14 protein-coding genes are annotated in these 17,340 nt (G+C 67.7%); 7 read left to right on the top strand and 7 right to left on the bottom strand.

The genetic code is table 11. The annotated features are described in order from the left end of the window. Positions 1 to 7 precede the first annotated feature (7 nt). Together HMPREF2550_RS10785 and HMPREF2550_RS10780 are read right to left on the bottom strand one after the other, a co-directional pair. On the bottom strand, positions 8 to 3,736 hold the full coding sequence (locus HMPREF2550_RS10785; RefSeq protein WP_070791041.1) for an ABC transporter ATP-binding protein: 3,729 nt from the start codon (positions 3,734 to 3,736) through the stop codon (positions 8 to 10). A 5-nt stretch (positions 3,737 to 3,741) separates the two neighbouring features. Beyond that, the gene (locus tag HMPREF2550_RS10780) at positions 3,742 to 4,629 is read right to left on the bottom strand and encodes a hypothetical protein (protein WP_051904798.1); all 888 of its coding nucleotides are present in this window, start codon (positions 4,627 to 4,629) and stop codon (positions 3,742 to 3,744) included. Positions 4,630 to 4,722: 93 nt separating this feature from the next. Between HMPREF2550_RS10780 and HMPREF2550_RS10775 the strand changes: the two genes are divergently transcribed. Both HMPREF2550_RS10775 and HMPREF2550_RS10770 read left to right on the top strand, forming a co-directional pair. Further along, positions 4,723 to 6,294, top strand: coding sequence for a carboxylesterase/lipase family protein (locus HMPREF2550_RS10775; protein WP_070791039.1), 1,572 nt, complete (start codon positions 4,723 to 4,725; stop codon positions 6,292 to 6,294). Positions 6,295 to 6,373: 79 nt separating this feature from the next. After that, positions 6,374 to 7,216 carry a hypothetical protein gene (locus HMPREF2550_RS10770; protein WP_070791037.1) on the top strand — a complete coding sequence of 281 codons (843 nt, stop codon included), beginning with the start codon at positions 6,374 to 6,376 and terminating at the stop codon, positions 7,214 to 7,216. Here the strand turns inward: HMPREF2550_RS10770 and HMPREF2550_RS10765 are convergent, their stop codons facing one another. Next, entirely contained in the window at positions 7,217 to 7,714 is a 498-nt protein-coding gene (locus tag HMPREF2550_RS10765; RefSeq protein ID WP_070791035.1) for a hypothetical protein, read from the bottom strand. A 121-nt stretch (positions 7,715 to 7,835) separates the two neighbouring features. Between HMPREF2550_RS10765 and HMPREF2550_RS10760 the strand changes: the two genes are divergently transcribed. The 5 genes from HMPREF2550_RS10760 to HMPREF2550_RS10740 all read left to right on the top strand — a co-directional run bounded on the left by HMPREF2550_RS10760 (position 7,836) and on the right by HMPREF2550_RS10740 (position 12,669). Continuing rightward, complete coding sequence (locus tag HMPREF2550_RS10760) at positions 7,836 to 9,041, top strand: MFS transporter (protein ID WP_070791033.1); 1,206 nt, start codon at positions 7,836 to 7,838, stop codon at positions 9,039 to 9,041. Between the two features lie 3 nt (positions 9,042 to 9,044). Then, positions 9,045 to 10,040, top strand: coding sequence for a nucleoside hydrolase (locus HMPREF2550_RS10755; RefSeq protein WP_070791031.1), 996 nt, complete (start codon positions 9,045 to 9,047; stop codon positions 10,038 to 10,040). An 82-nt stretch (positions 10,041 to 10,122) separates the two neighbouring features. Beyond that, positions 10,123 to 10,899 (top strand): glycosyl transferase family 9, encoded by a 777-nt coding sequence (locus HMPREF2550_RS10750; RefSeq protein ID WP_070791029.1) that lies wholly within the window; start codon positions 10,123 to 10,125, stop codon positions 10,897 to 10,899. Then, positions 10,889 to 11,572: an energy-coupling factor transporter transmembrane component T family protein gene (locus tag HMPREF2550_RS10745; RefSeq protein ID WP_070791027.1), complete on the top strand. Its 684-nt coding sequence runs from the start codon at positions 10,889 to 10,891 to the stop codon at positions 11,570 to 11,572. The genes HMPREF2550_RS10750 and HMPREF2550_RS10745 overlap by 11 nt, the downstream gene beginning before the upstream one ends. Next, positions 11,563 to 12,669 (top strand): ATP-binding cassette domain-containing protein, encoded by a 1,107-nt coding sequence (locus HMPREF2550_RS10740; RefSeq protein ID WP_168167714.1) that lies wholly within the window; start codon positions 11,563 to 11,565, stop codon positions 12,667 to 12,669. Before HMPREF2550_RS10745 ends, HMPREF2550_RS10740 begins: the two co-directional genes overlap by 10 nt. A 212-nt stretch (positions 12,670 to 12,881) precedes the next feature. Here the strand turns inward: HMPREF2550_RS10740 and HMPREF2550_RS10735 are convergent, their stop codons facing one another. The 4 genes from HMPREF2550_RS10735 to HMPREF2550_RS10720 form a co-directional block, all read right to left on the bottom strand. After that, positions 12,882 to 13,874, bottom strand: coding sequence for an L-lactate dehydrogenase (locus HMPREF2550_RS10735; RefSeq protein ID WP_371441184.1), 993 nt, complete (start codon positions 13,872 to 13,874; stop codon positions 12,882 to 12,884). Positions 13,875 to 14,023: 149 nt separating this feature from the next. After that, positions 14,024 to 15,409, bottom strand: coding sequence for an amino acid permease (locus HMPREF2550_RS10730; RefSeq protein WP_070791024.1), 1,386 nt, complete (start codon positions 15,407 to 15,409; stop codon positions 14,024 to 14,026). 92 nt (positions 15,410 to 15,501) lie between these two features. Further along, a complete protein-coding gene (locus HMPREF2550_RS10725; protein ID WP_070791023.1) occupies positions 15,502 to 16,362 on the bottom strand; it encodes a trypsin-like serine protease in 861 nt (286 codons plus the stop codon). Then, a complete protein-coding gene (locus HMPREF2550_RS10720) occupies positions 16,359 to 17,291 on the bottom strand; it encodes a DUF418 domain-containing protein (protein WP_070791022.1) in 933 nt (310 codons plus the stop codon). The genes HMPREF2550_RS10725 and HMPREF2550_RS10720 overlap by 4 nt, the downstream gene beginning before the upstream one ends. Between the last annotated feature and the right edge of the window lie 49 nt (positions 17,292 to 17,340).

Below are 17,340 nucleotides of genomic sequence, written 5' to 3'. Positions count from 1 at the left end.
TTGTTGCCTACCCCCGATCTCGGTTAATTGCCCACATTTGGGCGTACTTTCCTGCCGAGTTCACGAGGGCTTCGTGTGTCCCGCTCTCTATGATACGTCCTCCATCAATCACGATGATTCGGTCGGCTCGTTTCGCGGTCAGCAGCCGGTGCGCCACGATAATTGAGGTGCGCCCGGCCGTCGCGCGGTCGGCGGCGTTGAGCACCGCGTGTTCGGTGGCGGGATCGAGGGTGGCGGTGGCTTCGTCGAGAAGCACGACGTCCGGTCGCAGCATTTCCGCGCGCGCGAGTGCGATGATTTGGCGCTGACCCGAGCTTAAGCCCCGGCCGCGCTCGCCTACGGGCGCGTTGAAGCCGCCGGGGATCGCCGCGATGACATCGAGCGCACCGAGCCTGCGCACCGCGTCCTCAATTTCGGCCTCGCGCCCGCGCACTGCGTCGCCGATGTCCCAGCCGTAGGCGATGTTATCGGCAACGGTGCCGGGGAAGAGGTAGGACTCCTGCGGCACCTGGGCGAGCGCCCGCCGCCACGCGGGCAGCGGGAAATCGCTGATATCGGTGCCGCTTGCGGTGATGCGGCCGTGAGTCGGGTCGTAGAAGCGGGCCAAAAGCTTGACCACGGTGGATTTGCCCGCGCCCGTCGGGCCTACCAGGGCGATCGTCTCGCCGGGCTGGACGCGCAAGCCCATGTCCTCGATGACGAGGTGCGGAGCCCCATGCTTGTCGACGCCCCCGTATCCAAAGTCCACCCCATCCAGCGCCAGCACGCCGCGGGCGGCCTCGGCGGCGGTCGGGTTGGTGCCGTGGTCGGGGACGGTGGTGCGCTCGTCGAGAAGCTGCGTGATCCGCTCGAAGCTCACGGTAGCCTGCTGCCAGGAGTCGAAGATCTGGCCCAGCTGCTGAATCGGCCCGTAAAGCTGGCCGAGGTACATGGTGAAGGCGACGAGCACGCCGACGGAGAGCTCGCCTTCGGCCACGCGCTGCGCGCCGACGCCGACGACGGCGGCCGTCATGATCTGCGAAATCGCCTGCATGCCGGGGAAGTAGGCGGCGAGCAGCGCGACCGAGCGCATGCGCAGCCGCCGGTAGTGCAGAGAGGCGCGGGCAAAGGCGTCCTCCGCGCGGGGCTCGGCGTTGTACATTTGGGTGACGCGGATGCCGCCGATGAGCTCGGCGAACTCGCCGTTGACTGCGGAGATCTGCGTGCGCGCGGCGCGGAAGAAGCGGCGCGAATAGTGGCGGAAGACAAGTGTGGCCGCAACAATCACCGGCACGGCGCTTAGCGCGACGAGTGTGAGCTGTCCGTCGGTGGCCAGAAGCATCGCGGAGACACCCACCAGGCTGCCGACTGCCACGATCGCCTGGGCCAGGCCCGTTTGCAGGAAGCTGGAGAGGGTATCGATGTCGGTAGTCAGGCGTGTGATGATGCGCCCCGACAGGTGCCGCTCGAAGTAGCTTAAGCCCAGCTGCTGCAGGTGCGCGTACGAGCGCAGCCGCAGCCCGTAGAGCAGGCGCTCGCCGCTGCGCGCCGACAGCACCGTCAGCCACACGTTCGCGCCCCACGTCACCAAGACCACGCCGAAAGCGGCCGCGGCGATGGTGAAGAGCGCCTGCGTATTCGCTGGGGCGATGCCTCGATCGATCGCCGCGCGGATCAGCGTCGGGAAGGCCAGGTCCGCCAGCACCCCGATGACCAGCAGTACGACCGTCGCCGCGATCAGCCCGCGCACCGCGCGGAACAGCTGCGAGACCTTGAACTCGTTGCCCGCACCCGTCGGTGTGCGCAGGCGCGCAAGCGTGGCCTCGTCCAGCCCTGGTGTCTCGTTTGCCGGGGGCAGCTTCTCGACGTTCGCGAGCACCTCCCGGTTCGCCACCACCGCATGCGGGCCGGCGTTTGCTGCGACGCGCCTCTCAGGTGCGTCCACGGCCGGCCACAGCTGGGAGTGTGTCGGTTTCGAGGAGGCGCCCGCGTCAGCGCCCGGGGCCATGAAGCGCCGGTAGGACTCGGTGGCGACCACCTCGTAGCGCGGCCCCTCGGCGATCACGGTGCCAGCCTCGAGGACGAGCACCCGGTCGGCGTGGTCGACCGTGGACTGGCGGTGCGCGACGGTCAGCACTGCGACATCGCCGAGTTCCGTGCGGAGGTTGTGCAGGATTTCGGCTTCGGTGGCGGCGTCGATGGCGCTGGTGGCGTCGTCAAGCACGAGCACCTCCGGCCGCGAGATCAGTGCCCGGGCGAGCGCGATGCGCTGGCGCTGCCCGCCGGATAAGGTCAGGCCCCGTTCGCCGACGGTGGTGTCGTAGCCATCTTCAAGCTGCTCGATGAACTCGGTGGCGCAGGCGAGCCGGGCGGCCTCGTGTACCGCGCGAGTGAGCGCGTCGCCGCGAAGGCTGGGCGGCGCGCCGAGCGCGATGTTGTCGAAGACGGAGCTGGAGAACAAAAATGCGTCGTCGAAGACGCAGGTGACTCGCGCGCGGAGTTCGGCGGGGGAGAGGTCGGCGTAGTCGGTGGGGGTGCTGTGGGCCTCGATAAGCAGGCAGCGCCCGGCGTCAGGGTGATAGAAGCCGCCGGCGAGCTGCACGGCCATGGTTTTGCCCGCGCCGGGCGGGCCGACCATCGCGAGCGTTTCGCCGGGGGCGACGCGGAAGCTGACCTCGCGGAGCACGGTGGTGCCGCCGGTTGCGAAGGTGACGCGTTCGAAGGCGAGCCCGACGGGGCCGGCCGGTGCCTGGCCCTGCGCCGGGGTGGTGTGCGGTGCGAGCGCGAGGACCTGGTCGAGGCGGCCGAAGCTGCTCATCCCCATTTGCAGGCGCACGTACTGGTTGGTCAGCATGGACATCGACGAGGTTAGCGACGTCAGATACGCGGTAAACGCCACGAACGTGCCGATGGTGATCCCGCCGCTGATGACGATGAGGCCGGCCGCGATGATCGTGATCACCAGCGCCACATTCGGCAGTTGGGTCAGCAGCGGCTGGAAGCGCGCCGTGAGCTTGGCAGCCCGCATCTTCACTGCGTACAGGTGCCGGCCCAGGGCATCAAGCTTGTCGACGCCGCGTTGCTCCCCACCAAACGCCTTGACCACCCGCACCCCGGAAATGGTCTCTTCGACGTGCTCGGCCAGATCCGCGGTGGCCTGCTGGTTGACCCAGGTCGCCGCGTAGAGCGCTTTGCGGGAGCGGTTCGCCTCCCACAGAATCACAGGCAGCAGGCACAGTGCCATCGCGGTGAGCGAGAGGTTCATGGTGCACATCACCACGAGCGTGCCGGCAAGCTGCATCGCGCGGGTGAAAAACATCGGCGTTTGCCCCAGCACCATCGCGTACTGGTTCAGATCCGAAATCGAGCGGGAGACGATCTGGCCGGTGACAATGTCGTCCTGGCCTTCGCCGTCGAGCCGGTGCAGGGTGCGCAGAAGCTCCAGGCGCAGCCAGTGTTGTGAGGTCGCGGCGAGGTGGCCGGAGGCGTAGCGTCGCAAAGCGCCGAGCGCGTAGGTGACAAGCGCGATGCCCACCATCGCCCAGGCCGTGGCGGTGGTCGAGCCCGAAGCATTGCCGGTGGCGATATCCACCGCGCGGCCCGTGAGCGCTGGCAGGAATACCTGCAGTATCGCGGCGAGGGTGGCGGTGGCGAAGGCGAGCGCCGTGGAGGTGCGGTTGGCCGCAAAGGAACGGCGCAGCAGCGCGCCCCCGCGGTGTGCGGCGGGGGCGTCGTGAAGCGAACTCTGCTGCGGCATAGGCGCTAGTTTTTGGTGGCCTCGACCGCGGCGTCGACGTTGGCGCGCTCCTTCTCGTCAGCGTCCTTGCGGTCGAAGAGGTTGCGGATCCAGGCTGCGTAGGACTTCGGGTCGAGGCTCAAACCCGCAGTCTCCTTCTCATCCTTCTCGCGCGGCGGCAGTGGGGTGGCAAAGGTTGCCGGGACCGGGGCGAGCGAGGCCGAGACACGGGAGATGATCGCGTCGGCGAGCTTGCGGTTCGCCGTCGTGCCCGCGATCGCGCCGAGGCCCAGCGGCAGCATCTTGCCGATCCACGCGCGGCGCATCCGCTTGCGCAACGTTTTCATCGCGCTGCGCGCCAGCATGCCGTTCGCCTCGGCCATACCTGGTCCGGCGAAACGGTTGAGCGTGGAGCGCGACGGCAGGCGCGTCGCGTTTTCCCCGACGAAGGTGTCGACGACGGCGAGGCCCTCGGCGTCGGCAAGCACGGTGAGCACCATCGAGCGGCGCTGCTCCGGGTCCTCCGGGTCGTCGCCGCGCAGGTACGCCGAGGCCACCGTGTAGAAAGCGGCCAGGTCCAAGAAGAGGACCGACTCGCCGGCCACCGCGGCCGAACCGGTGATCAGGCCCACCCCGGGCACGGCGGCCGCAGCACCCACGCCGGCACCGTTGGCGGAGACGGTGTTGCGGAAGTGCGCATCCATCCGCTCCTGCACCTGGGCCGGGGTGGCGTCCTCGTCCTGGCGGCGCAGCCAGTCGACGTAGGCGCGGATCGTGCTGGTCTGCAGCTGGACTGCCTTTTCCACCGCGTTGATAAACGCGCGGCCAATCGGGCCGGAAACCTCCTTGAGCTCCGCCAGATTTTCCGGCTTGGCCTGCTCGACGGCCTTCTTGCGGCGCGAGAAGACTCCCATATACCTCTCCTTTACCGTCCTTTAGTGCAGTATGTCTGCTCCATTCTGCTACATCGGGCGGCCGCGGGGCGAAAGCTCGCTAGTCTGGGGGCTATGACAAACGCCGAGGAGCCAATCGCCGTTACCACGGCCGGCCGCGTGCGCGGCGAGGTGGATCCGCGCACCGGCGTGCGCACCTTCCGTGGCGTGCCGTACGGTGCCACCACTGGCGGGCAGGGACGCTTCCGCGCCCCGAAACCCGTCGCGCCATGGTCCGGAATCCGGAATGCCACCGCGTACTCCGCGCCCGCCATGCAGGGCTTCTTCGGCTGGACCGACAACGTGATTGGCACCGAGGACTGCCTCACCCTCGACATTGTGCGCCCCAACAACGACGAGGAACTGCCCGTGGTGGTCTACTTCCACGGCGGCACCTTCGTTACCGGTTCCAGCCACGAAAAGGTGCTCCAAGGCCACTACCTGGCCGACACCACCGACATCGTCTACATTTCCGTCAACTTCCGGCTCGGCGTGTTCGGCTACCTCGACTTTCGCAGCATTGGCGGCGACTGCGTGGCCAACCCCGCCATCTTGGACCAGATCCTTGCGCTGCGGTGGGTCCACGACAACGCCGCCAACTTCGGCGGCGACCCCGGGCGCGTCACGATTATGGGCGAATCCGCAGGCGGCGCCGGGGTCATCCACCTCATGTGCGCGCCCGCCGCCCGCGGCCTGTTCCACCGGGCGATCGCGCAGTCGCCGCCCGTGGCCAGCGTGCACTCGCGTGTCCAGGCGGCCATGTGGGTGCGCAAGCTTCTCGACGGCATGGGGCTGCCACCCACCTCCACTCTCGAAGACCTGCGCGCCGCCGACGCCGAAGCGCTCGTGCGCGTCGGTCAGTCCATGCTGCTCAACCGCAAAGAGCTCGTCCTGTTTAATACCAGCTTCATGCCGACTGTCGACGGCCACACGCTGCCTGCGCACCCCATCGACGTGTTCCAACGCGGCGACCAAGCCGCCGTGCCCCTGATCATCGGCACCAACTCGGACGAGGCCAGCTTTGCCAAAGCGCTTTACCAAACCAACAAGTCGCGCCTGAAAGCCGCACGCCGGGCGCTCGGCGTCTACGACCCGGCCAACTCGGACGCGGTGCTGGCCGCCTACGACCACGTGGACGCGCGTCGCAAGTTCGCGGCGCTGATTGCCGACGCCGTGTTCTGGGCACCGTCCGTCATGCTCGCCACCGAACACCGCCGCAAGGCCCCGACGTGGATGTACCGCTTCGACTACGCCTCGACCACGATGCGCCGCCTGGGACTGGGCGCGATGCACACCTCCGAGCTCACCGCCGTCTTCGGAGATGCGAAGGCGACCCGCGCCGCCAAACTCGACCCCTTCCCGAAGCAGGCCGACTTTGACGAGGTCAGCGCCGCCATGCAGTACCACTGGGGCTCCTTCTTTCACAACGCGCACCCGGGGGTGAAGTGGCCGATCTACGGCTTCCGCAGCGACACCGAGCCCGGACGCGCCACCGCGGTCTTTTCGGCCTCCTCCTACGTGGAGTATGACCCGAAGGCGGCGCAGCGGCGCGCCTGGGAGAGCTTTGACATGCGCGAATGGGGGATGCACCGCCAAGATCTCATCGATTCCCTCGCGAAAGAAGCCGACACGGCCGGGCCGGTGTGAGCGGAAGTGCTGACGTGGTGCGGTGTTCCTCGCTAGGCTAGGACGGGCTTGGACTGGAGAGTGGAAGGAAACCGCCGCCATGAGCTTTTTCGAGGACATTGCAACCAGCCTTGACCGTGAGGGAATTGAGTCCCGCGTCCACGACGAGACGATGTTCGTGCCGATCACGTCCGAGGTGGAAATCCAGTTTGTGGAGATCGATCCGCTGCTGCCCGCCGCCAACGTCTACATCGCCGCCGCGGACGTGGACGAGGACGACGAGGAGTTCGAGGCTGCCCTGGTCTCCGTGGTGTTCTCGGTGGAAAGCGCGGTGGCGACCGTCGCCGAGCACATGGCGACCGACCAGGTCATCACCATCCTGCGCGACCTGCTCGAAGGCACCGATGAGCGCATCGAGGACCTCGAGTTCTACCCGGACCGCCTGAACAACCAGCTGGTGCGCGCCGAAGTCGGCGAGAGCGCCGAGCTGCAGGTCCACGTCGAGGTCGTCGACGCAACGGCGACGGCCACGGTGACCTTTATCGCCCTGTCCGACAACTACGACGACCTCATGGACGACGCGATCGGCGAGCTGTGGGAGTCCGACGGCGACGCAGAGCTGACCGAGGAGGACCGCCTGCGCCTGTTCGAGACCATCCACAGCGAAGCCGTCTCCGAGGCGGAGGTGCTCGATCTGGGCACGTTTACCGACGTCGACCGGCTCTTCGACGTCCTCTCGCTCGCCGCCGACCAGGCCGAGGAGTGGGAGGGCCAGCTGTTACCGCTCGAGGATGAGGACGACGAGCTGGACATCTACGACATCTTCGGCCAGGACGACGAGGAAATCGACGAAGAAGCCGACGACACTGACGACGAGGCCGACGAGGACGCTGACGCAGACTCCGACGACGAGGACGCCGAGGAAGCAGACTCCGAGGACTAACTACGCGGCGGTCAACCCCTCAAACATCGAGGGTGGGGAGGCGACCGGGGCGAAGTCGCCGTCGGTAAGCCAGACGTAGTTGGCCGTGCGCGGCGAGGGGAGTTCGTGGATCGCGTCCACGGCGTCGCGGGGGACGAGCGCGCGGACCCAAGCCTCGGCGAGGCGGCGGTCGGTGGGCAGCCCGGACGGGTCCGAGATGCGGACCTCAATGAGGAAGGCGGGTACCCGCGTTTCGCCGAAGCCGCGGATGCGGGCCTGCGCGCGCGGGCCAACCCTGCGGCGGGTGATCGCGATGGTCAGCTCCGTGCCGTGGCCGAGCCAGGGGAGCCGCTTTGTTGGCGGACGCCAGCTCGCGCTCTCGCGGGCAAGCGAGCGCGGGTGGGGAATGATTGCGCGCAGCCGGTCCACGACTTCGGGCTCGGTGGCGTGGATGTGCTCGGCAAGTGCTGCGGGTGTGTGGCTGACAGGGGCGTGTGTGCTGTGCTTGAAATTCATCATGGTTGGCACTCTAAAAGGCGACCCGAACACGCCAGCTAGATATTCGAACACCCATTTTAATCCCCGGTGCAATACCTACGGTAAGTGCCCTTTTGCTTGACGACGGGCTACGCTACTCGCAATGACTACGCCTGCCCCTCGACCCCAGCCAACCCCCGCACCGAAGATCCCTCGCACGATCTGGGTGCTGGTGGGTGCCGCGTTCATGATTGCGCTGGGCTACGGCTTCATCGCGCCGATCCTGCCTCAGTTCACAGCGAGCTTTGGCGTGTCTATGGCGGCCGCGGGCGCGGTGGTCTCCGTCTTCGCCGCGGCCCGGCTTCTCGGCGCACCGGGGGCGGGGTGGCTCGTCGATAAGCTGGGCTCGCGCCCGATCTACATCACGGGCTTGAGCGTGGTGGCGGTGGCGACCTTCTTCGTCGCCTTCGCGACCGCGTACTGGCAGATTCTCGCGCTGCGCTTTATCGCCGGTTTTGGCTCGACGATGTTTACGCTCTCGGCGCAGGCGTTGATTGTGCGGGTGACACATCCGTCGATACGCGGGCGCGCGAACGCGGTCTATGCTTCGGCGTTTCTGCTCGGCAACATCATCGGGCCGGTCGTCGGCGCGGCGCTGTCCTTCCTCGGCTTCCGCATCCCGTTCGCGGTGTACGGATTGATGGTGGGGGCGGCCGCGCTGTTTGTGTGGGCGGCGACCCGCGATCCGCAGGGCAAGGCGCAGCTGCCGCCGCCGCTGCCGCCGATGCAGCTCACCAGCGCATGGCGCATGCCCACCTACCGCGCGCTGCTGTCGTCCGCGTTTACGCACGGGTGGGTCAACTTCGGCACGCGCGTGTCGGTCCTGCCGCTGTTCGCCGCGGCCTTCTTCACTAACGGCGGCGCGGCGGCCGGGTTCGCGCTCACCGCCTTCGCGCTGGGCACTGCGGTGACGCTGCAGTTCTCCGGCAGGCTCGCGGACAATCTCGGGCGCAAGCCGCTGATTGTCGCCGGGTTGGCCGCAACGGCGCTGTTTACCGGCTCGATGGGGCTGGCCACCTCGGTGGTGCCGCTGCTTGTGCTTTCGGTGCTCGCGGGCGTCGGCAGTGGGCTGATCGGCCCGGCGCAGCAGGCGTCGCTGGCGGATATCATCGGCAACGACCGCTCCGGCGGCAAGGTGCTCTCCACGTTCCAGATGGCGCAAGACGCGGGCCAGATCTTCGCGCCGATCGTGGTGGGGCTGCTCGCGGAGGCCTTCGGCTTCGGGGTGGCGTTTGTGGCGTGTGCGGGGATTGCGGTGGTGTCGATAGGCATCTGGCTTGCGTGTGGCCAGGAAACGAAAAGGAGCTAACCCATGAGAGTCCTGCTTGATTGCGATCCCGGCATCGACGACACGTTTGCCCTGATCTACCTTGCGGCGGCGCACCACGCGGGCGAGCTTGAGCTCGACTGCGTGACCACGACCGCGGGCAACGTGGAGGCAGTGCAGTGCGCGCAAAACGCCGCGTGGATCCTTGCGCAGTGCAACCTGCCCGCCATCCCGCTGGCCGCGGGCGAGGCGCAGCCGCTTGAGCTGGCGCTGACCACCACCCCCGAGACCCACGGCGAGCACGGGCTGGGCTACGCCCACGCCCCGGAGCGGCACGTCGCGAGCGATTGGGATCTGCTGTGGTGCGACGCGATCGAGCGCGGCACCGACGACCTCCACCTCATCGTGACCGGGCCGCTGACCAACCTGGCCACCTTCGCGCGCCGCCACCCGCGCCACTTCGCGCAGCTGCGCCACATCACCGTGATGGGCGGGGCCGTCAACTACCCGGGCAACACCACCCCGACCGCCGAGTGGAACTTCTGGGTCGACCCGCACGCCGCCGCCGAAGTCTTCGCGCGCACGCCCGTGCCGATCACCCTGTGCTCACTGGGCGTGACCGAGCAGTTTGTGCTCGACCCGCCGCGGCTGGACGCGCTGGTCCGCGCGCTGGGGGACACGCCCGTCGCCGCCGCGCTGCCCGAGATCACGCGCTTCTACTTCGAGTTCCACGAAGACGTCGGCGAGGGCTACTGCGCGCAACTGCACGACCTGCTCACCGTGCTCATCGCGCTCGGCCGCATCGAAGTTTCGGCCCTTGAGGCCACCATCGACGTCGAAGCCGTAAGCGAACTGATGCGCGGCACCGTCGCCGCCGACCTGCGCGGCATGTGGGAGCGCGAGCCGAACGCGCGCATTGTCACCGCCGCAGACATCGACCGCGCCTGGCCGCTTATCGACGCCGCGTGCACCCTCCACGCCCGCTTCACCGCCGGCGACGCAGACCTCAAAGCCGCCTACCACTTAAAGGCCGAGGAGTAGCTGCTACACTTACCGCGCTACAGCTTCGCCGAGGTGACATAGGCAGAAGCGCTCTTGGACCGATTCTTGGGAGCTTTTTACCATGTCACAACCGTTTACCACCTCCGAATGGACACCAGCGCGCCGCGCCCTCGTCGCCGCCGGTGCCCTGCTTATCGCCGCGACCTGGGTCTACCTGGTGCTGGTGCGCCCGACCGACTGGGAGAGCGTCGGCGGCGCGACCGAGGCCACGCTCACCCTCGCCGGCTACGGCATCGGCACGGCCCTGCTGCTGATCGCCACCGTGCCGCTGCTGCCAGCACGCACGCTCGGGCTGATCCCGCTGGCGATCATCATCAACTCCGTCGTCGGCGAGATCGTCGGCTCGATCGGCCTGCCGCTCTACCTCGACTCCATCGGCACCGTGCTGGTCGCCGCGCTCGCCGGGCCGGTGGCGGGCCTGACCACCGGCGCACTGAACAACGTCGTGTGGGGCCTGCTCAACCCGGCCGCGCTGCCCTTTGCCGCGGGCGCGGCGCTGATCGGCTACCTCGCCGGCGTGTTCATTCACCACTTCAACGCGCTGTCGTCCATCGTCCGCGTCGTCGGCTTCGGCATCGTCCTGGGCCTGATCGGCGGCATGGTCGCGGCTCCTGTCGCCGCGTTCGTCTACGGCGGCACCGCGGGCGTGGGCACCGGCGCACTCGTCTCGCTCTTCCGCGAGATGGGCGGCTCACTCATCGCCTCGGTGACCACGCAGGCGTTTATCTCCGATCCCGTAGACAAGGTCATCGTGATGGTCGTGGCCTACCTGACCGTCAAGGCGCTGCCGCAGCGCACCGTGCGTGCCTTCGCCCCGCGGACCGCGGATGCCGCTTAACCCGCTCACCGCGCTCGTTGTTGGCGGGTGCGGGTGGATCCTGGTCTTTGGGCTCAACAGCGCACTCGCCAGCGCGGTGATCGTGCTTGTCGCGTGCGCGTTCGGCGTGTGGCGCACGCGCAACGTGTCCGTACCCGCGGCGGTACTCGCGCTTGCCGTGCCGGTTGGCCTCTCGATGCTGCTCATTCACGCCCCTTACGGCACCCACCGTATCGCGCCGCTGCTCACCTCCGACGGACTCGCCGTCGGGGGAGCGCTTGCCCTGCGCTTTTGCGCGCTGATGTCGTGCATGATCGCGGCCGTGGCGTGGATCCGCATCCCGGACCTAGTCAAGGCGGTGCAGGTTTTGCCCGGCGGCAACAAGCTTGCCTACCTTGCGGGCGCGACCTTGCAGCTCGTGCCGCAGGGCCACGCCCAGGTGAACACGGTCCGCGACGCCCAAGCGCTCAAGCGCACCCCCATCACCGCCCGCAACGCGATCACACACCTTGTCCTGCCGGTGCTCACGGCGCTGCTCACACACGGCTCCGCCCGCGGCACGGCGCTGGAGACGGCCGGCTACGATCTGCCCGGCGCCCGCACCGTGCTGCGGCCCGTGCCGGATTCAACCCTGCAGCGCGCTGTGCGCTGGACGCTGCCGGTGGTCTGCGTGGGGGTGGCGCTGTGGATCTAACGCAGCTCGCCCGCGCGCTGGAAACCCACGACCGCGTCCAGGTCATCGGCCCCTCCGGATCCGGCCTGACCCGACTCACCGAACAGATCCACGAGCACTGGCCGCACGCCGGCGTCGTGGGCCAGGACGCCAGCGCGCACGTGACCTACCTGCGCGACACCGTCATCGAGGAGGTCGCGATCGGACTCGAGCAGCGCGGGATCGCACTCGCCGAGATGCAGACCCGCTGCGAGCGGATCCTCGACCGCGTCGGCCTGTCGCACCTCGCCGAGCGCAACCCGGCCACCCTCTCCGGCGGGGAGACTCGCCGCCTCGCCATCGCGACGGTCGCCGTCCTCGAGCCCGAACTGTTGGTGCTGGATTTGCCGTTCGCGGGGTTGGATGTGGCGTCGGCAAGCATGCTTGAGGAGCTTTTGACCAGCACGCGCGCGGTGATCACCGGCTATCAGCCGCGCGACATCGACGCCATGCACATCTCGCTTGCCGACGCCCCACCCACCACACTGCCCGCGCCCATCACAGCCGGCGAGCGCATCGAGCTCGGCGACGTCACCGCCGCCCGCCTCGCGCCGCAGCGCAAGTGGTGGCACTTCCGCGAACGGACCGGCGAGGCCTTCCGCGTCGGCCCGGTGCCGCTCGCCCCGCGCAGGGGCGGGGTGCTGTGGCTGCGCGGCGCGAATGGGTCGGGCAAGACGACGCTGCTGCGCGCGCTCGCGGGCCTCGACGGGCACCAGCCGCCGATCGACGCCTCGCTCGCGTTGCAGCGCGCGGCCGACCAGGTTGTCGAGACCACGGTCGCCGAGTTTGCCGGCGGCGACTCGCAGACCCACCCGCTCGACCTACCGCAGGCCGAGCTGCGGCTCGCCCAGCTGCGGCAAGTCTTTGGGCAGGGTCGCGAGCTCGTGCTTCTCGACGAGCCCGACACCTCCCTCGACCCCCGCGGCCGCACCGCCGCACACGCGCAGATCGCCGCAGGGCTGCGCGCCGGGCAGGCGGTGATCCTGACCTGCCACGACGAGGGCTTCGTCGACGAGGTTTCGGCCTACGCGGAGGTCGAATCGGTCGTGCTCGACGGAGAAGGGCATAACCCTTATTAGACGCGCGGCGGGGCGGTGAATGCGTTTTTGGCGCTACGTAAACCTGCAGGTTACGGGTGGCGTACCCGCTTCTGCAACGGTTTTATACCCGCTTCTGCAATTTGTGGATGATGGGAGACTCCAGCTTTCGGGGCTGCCGTCTGTGCATTCTGGTCAAAACAAAACCCGCGCGCCAGCAAAACTGGCGCGCGGGCAAACATGCCTGAAAGTGGCTAGACGAGCTTGGCTTCCTTCATCACGTTACGCAGGGTCTCTGCGGAGTGCGTGAACTTCTCAAGCTCCTCGTCGTTGAGGTGAAGCTCGATCGCCTCGCGGATGCCGTTGCGGTTCACCACGGCCGGGGTACCGATGTAGATGTCGGACTGGCCGTACTGGCCGTCGAGCTTGGCGGAGACCGGCAGGACGACGTCCTCGTTCATGAAGATCGCGCGGGTGATGCGGGCGAGGCAGCCGCCGATACCGAAGTCGGTCGAACCCTTCGCCTGGATGATCTTGTATGCGGCGTCGCGGGTGGCGACGAACATCTCGTCGATTTCCTTGTAGACGTCCGGGTTGGTCTCGGCTTCCTTGGCCAGGCGGTTGCGCAGGGCGATGCCGGCGATGGAGCCGGTGGAGATGACGGGCAGCTCGGTGTCGCCGTGCTCGCCGATGATGTAGGAGTGGACCGAGGTGGCGGACACGTTGTACTTCTGGCTCAGGTTGTAGCGCCAGCGGGCGGTGTCCAGCACGGTGCCGGAGCCGAGCACCTGCGAGGCGGGCAGGCCGGTCTGCTTCTGGGTGGCGTAGGTCAATACATCGACCGGATTGGTGGCCACCAGGTAGATGCCGTTGAAGCCGTTGGCCATGACCTCTTTGTTGATGGAATCGAAGATCTTGACGTTGCGGCCGACCAGGTCGAGGCGGGTCTCACCCTCGCGCTGGGCGACGCCGGCGCAGTTGACGATCAGCGCAGCGTCGCGGCAGTCCTCGTAGGTGCCGACGGTGACCTTGGTGTTGTGGCCGGAGTAGGGGACGGAGTGGTTGAGGTCTTCGACTTCGCCCCAGGTCTTTTCCTCGTTGATGTCGATGATGGCGAGTTGGTCGCAGAGGCCCTGGTTGATCAGTGCGTATGCGTAGGCCATGCCGACAGAGCCGGCACCGATGAGGACGACCTTGTTGCCCGGGGTGATGTTCTTGTGCGGGGTGGACGGGTTCGTGATGCTCACTAGAATCTCCTCTTACTCCGGCGGGTTCGCCGGTAGAAATTGCTTCCGCCTTCCATCATTGCACAATGTTATGACCATTGCTTGTTTGGTCGGGCAAGTTCGGAAAGAATACGGGCGGAAGCGGGCAAGATGAGCTGCGTAAGAGGCGCTTACTTGTAGTCGTCCTCGGTGTGCGCCGAGGCCACCGCCTGCGGGCGGCCGGTGGCGAAGTAGAGCACGGTCATGATCACCAGGAAGGCCACGCCGACGCCGAGGGCGAGGTGGTACTGCGGCTGCCAGACCATGATGCCGAAGGTGAACAGGATGAACGCCACGGCGAACCACTGCCCGTAGGGCCAAAACGGCACGGGGAAGGTGAGGGCTTTGGCTTCGGTGGCGCTCATGTGGCGTCGAGAAGCGAGGTGGCTGATTAGAATCATCAGCCACACAAACACGGTGGCGAAGGTGGCGAGCGCCGCGATCGTCTCAAACACATTGGGGAAGTTCGCATTCAGCACCACGCCGACGACCAGGACGATCAAGAGCGTCACGGTGGTCATTACGGGGATATCGCGGACGGTGCGCGCCATCGCCCGCGGCGCCAGCCCCTCGCGCGCCAGCCCGGTGAGCACGCGGCCGGTGCCGAAGAGGTCGGCGTTGATCGCAGACAGCGCGGCGGTGATCACCACGAGGTTGAGTAGGCCCGCGGCCCAGTTCACGCCGAGCGTGGAGAAGATCTGCACGAATGGGGATTCCTCGCCGGTGATGCTGCGCCACGGGTTGAGCATCAGGATGACCAGGATGGCCAGCACGTAGAAGAGCAGGATGCGCACCGGGACGGTGTTGACGGCCTTGGGGATGGAGCGGTCCGGGTCGTCGGCCTCGGTGCCGGCGACGCCGATGATTTCGGTGCCGCCGAAGGCAAAGAGCACGAGGATGAACGCGGCGATCATGCCTTCGGCCCCGTTGGGGAAGAACCCGCCGTCGTTCCATAGATTGGCAATGCCGGTGGCCTCGGGCTGCGACCCGAGCCCGAAGGCGAGGATGGCCGCACCGCCGACGATCATGCCGACCACGGCGACGACCTTGATCAGGGTGAACGCGAATTCGAGCTCACCGAACCAGCGCACGCTGGCGAGGTTCGCCCCGCCGATGATCAGCAGCGTGGTGGTGATCCACACCCAGGCCGGGGTGTCGGGGAACCAGAATTTCATGTAGATGCCGATGGCCGTGAGGTCGGCCAGGCACACGATCATCATCTCGAAGGCGAACATCCAGCCGGTGATGTAGCCGCCGAGCCCGCCGAGGTGCTCGCGCGCGTAGACGGCGAACGAGCCGCGGACGGGGTGACGCACGCTCATCTCGCCGAGCGCGCGGAGTATGAAGTACACCACCGCGCCGCCGAGCAGGTACACCAGCAGCACCGAGGGACCGGCAGCCTGGATCGCGCCGGCGGAGCCGTAGAACAGGCCGGTGCCGATGGCGGAGCCGAGCGCGATGAAGTGGATGTGGCGGTGGCTTAAGCCGCGGGCTTTTCTAGCGACGGGCGTGGACATGGTGCGTGGGCCACCTTCCATGAGAATATTATGCGGTTCAACTGATATTGCTACCTATAGCACCACATGCACTCAGGTTCAGCAAAGAGGGCCTATGCTTTGCGACGCCGCGCCCCCCCCGCCGCACCACCCGCCACAGCAAGCAGGACCACGATGGCGAGGATGTACGGGGCGGAGGAGGACTCGCCCGAGTTGCCATCTGCGCTGTCTGCGCTGGCTGTGTCTGCGTTGTCGGTGGCGATGGTGTCGTTGATCCACTCTGCGGCGTCGCCAAGCGGGGCGGCGGAGGCCGCGGCGTTGGTGTCCATCGCGATTTCTTCCGGGTCGTCGGGGTTGACGAAGAGCCCGGCGCTGAGCACGCCAGTGAGCTTGCCGTCGCGGAAAACCGGGCCGCCGGAGTCACCGCCGTGGATGCCGGCACCTTCGGCGAGGGTGACGGTGAGGGCTTGTTTGCCGTCGAAAAGCGCCATGGGGTTGGGCCCGTCGATGGTGGCTTCGGTCATGGGCAGGCGAGTCGAGCCGCCGGAGCCTTCCGAGGACCAGCCGTAGACGGTGCCGGGGGTCTCGGGCTCGGGCACCTCTGTATCCACGGTCGCGTAGTGCTCAAGGCCCATGTCCTCGGCGGTGTGCAGCAGCGCGATGTCGCCCTCCGGGGCGGTCTGCCAGCTATCGACGGCAATGGTGCGCTGGTCATCGCCCTCGCCCACACGCACGGAACCGCCCGGGGTGGGCAGGTGGTCCATGCAGTGGCGGGCGGTAACGACCCAGTGCGGGGAGATGGCGGTGCCGGTGCACACACCGTCGGCGGGGTCGTCGTTGGCGGTGCGTACGGAGACGACGGACGAGCCCTCCGGCGAGCCGTCGGCGAAGTGGGGGGATTCGAGCGCACCCGCGGGCGCGGCGATCAGTAGCGCGGCGGCGGTGGCAGCGGTGGTCAGGCGGAACATTTTCATGATTCAAGCTCCTTTGCAGAGTGTCGTTGGGGAAGGTCTTGGCGGGCGGCGGCGTGGGTGAAGTCGCGAAGCAGCTGCTCCAGCGGGCCGCGTGGGAAGAACAGCAGCCACACCGACGCGAGCGCTGCCGCGGCGGCGATATTCAGCGCTGCCGAAAGCTCGCCCGAGGGAAGCAGCGCGGCGGTTGCCACGTGCAGGCAGTAGACCGAAAGCGGCGTGCGGCCCATCGCCTGGATGGAGTAGGGACACCAGCGCGCAAACAGCAGCAGGCACACGCCGAGGACGGCGAGCGAGCAGCCGATTTCGCTGATGACGGCGATGAGGCCGCCGGTGTGGCCGTTGGGGTTGAGGAAGGGGTACTGGTGGGCGTCGAGAAGCGGGCGCATCCAGACGCCGAAGACGGCGCACGCGGCGCCCACGGGGGCGGCAAGCGGCAGGCGCGGCAGGAAGCGCGCGGCGACGATGCCTGCGACCATGAGTGCGGCCCACTCGAACAGCGGGTACGGCGGCGCGGTAACCGACAGCGGCAGCTGCAGCGCGGAGACCACCGTCAGCGCGGCGCACAGCAACGCGAGCGTGCGCGTGCGCCAGCGCGGGGCGCAGGCGAGCGCGAGGTAGCAGGCGCCGAAGGTGCCCAGCACGACGGTGATCGAGCCCGAAATCGGGGTGAGCACCACGTGCAGCGCGAGCAAGGCCGCGCCGCGCACCATCGCCTGGTGACGCTGACGCGCCAGCGCCGGCCCGCCGGTGGCGTGCATGCTCAGCTGCATCGATACGCCTGCGAGAAACGCGAACAGCGCGGACGGGAAGCCGTAGAGCCACGGCGAGGTCGAATCGGTCAGATGCGCCCACATCATGGCGCCGAGCGCGACCGCGCGGGCGGCGTCGACGCCGATGATGCGCGGCGGGAGTCTGGAAGCATTCGTCATGGGTGTCAGGCTAAAAACCGCGGTGTTGCGAGAGCGTTAACGCGGCATG

It is taken from the genome of Corynebacterium sp. HMSC074A01, from assembly GCF_001831515.1.
In the GTDB taxonomy this organism is placed as follows: Bacteria; Actinomycetota; Actinomycetes; order Mycobacteriales; family Mycobacteriaceae; genus Corynebacterium.
Note: the sequence above shows the minus strand (reverse complement) of the source record. Positions and strands in the feature narration are given on the sequence as shown.

Excerpts from the sequence above, each read along its gene's own strand:
- HMPREF2550_RS10785 (WP_070791041.1), bottom strand. The coding sequence starts at position 3,736 with ATGCCGCAGCAGAGTTCGCTTCACGACGCCCCCGCCGCACACCGCGGG.
- HMPREF2550_RS10780 (WP_051904798.1), bottom strand. The coding sequence starts at position 4,629 with ATGGGAGTCTTCTCGCGCCGCAAGAAGGCCGTCGAGCAGGCCAAGCCG.
- HMPREF2550_RS10775 (WP_070791039.1), top strand. The coding sequence starts at position 4,723 with ATGACAAACGCCGAGGAGCCAATCGCCGTTACCACGGCCGGCCGCGTG.
- HMPREF2550_RS10770 (WP_070791037.1), top strand. The coding sequence starts at position 6,374 with ATGAGCTTTTTCGAGGACATTGCAACCAGCCTTGACCGTGAGGGAATT.
- HMPREF2550_RS10765 (WP_070791035.1), bottom strand. The coding sequence starts at position 7,714 with ATGATGAATTTCAAGCACAGCACACACGCCCCTGTCAGCCACACACCC.
- HMPREF2550_RS10760 (WP_070791033.1), top strand. The coding sequence starts at position 7,836 with ATGACTACGCCTGCCCCTCGACCCCAGCCAACCCCCGCACCGAAGATC.
- HMPREF2550_RS10755 (WP_070791031.1), top strand. The coding sequence starts at position 9,045 with ATGAGAGTCCTGCTTGATTGCGATCCCGGCATCGACGACACGTTTGCC.
- HMPREF2550_RS10750 (WP_070791029.1), top strand. The coding sequence starts at position 10,123 with ATGTCACAACCGTTTACCACCTCCGAATGGACACCAGCGCGCCGCGCC.
- HMPREF2550_RS10745 (WP_070791027.1), top strand. The coding sequence starts at position 10,889 with ATGCCGCTTAACCCGCTCACCGCGCTCGTTGTTGGCGGGTGCGGGTGG.
- HMPREF2550_RS10730 (WP_070791024.1), bottom strand. The coding sequence starts at position 15,409 with ATGTCCACGCCCGTCGCTAGAAAAGCCCGCGGCTTAAGCCACCGCCAC.
- HMPREF2550_RS10725 (WP_070791023.1), bottom strand. The coding sequence starts at position 16,362 with ATGAAAATGTTCCGCCTGACCACCGCTGCCACCGCCGCCGCGCTACTG.
- HMPREF2550_RS10720 (WP_070791022.1), bottom strand. The coding sequence starts at position 17,291 with ATGACGAATGCTTCCAGACTCCCGCCGCGCATCATCGGCGTCGACGCC.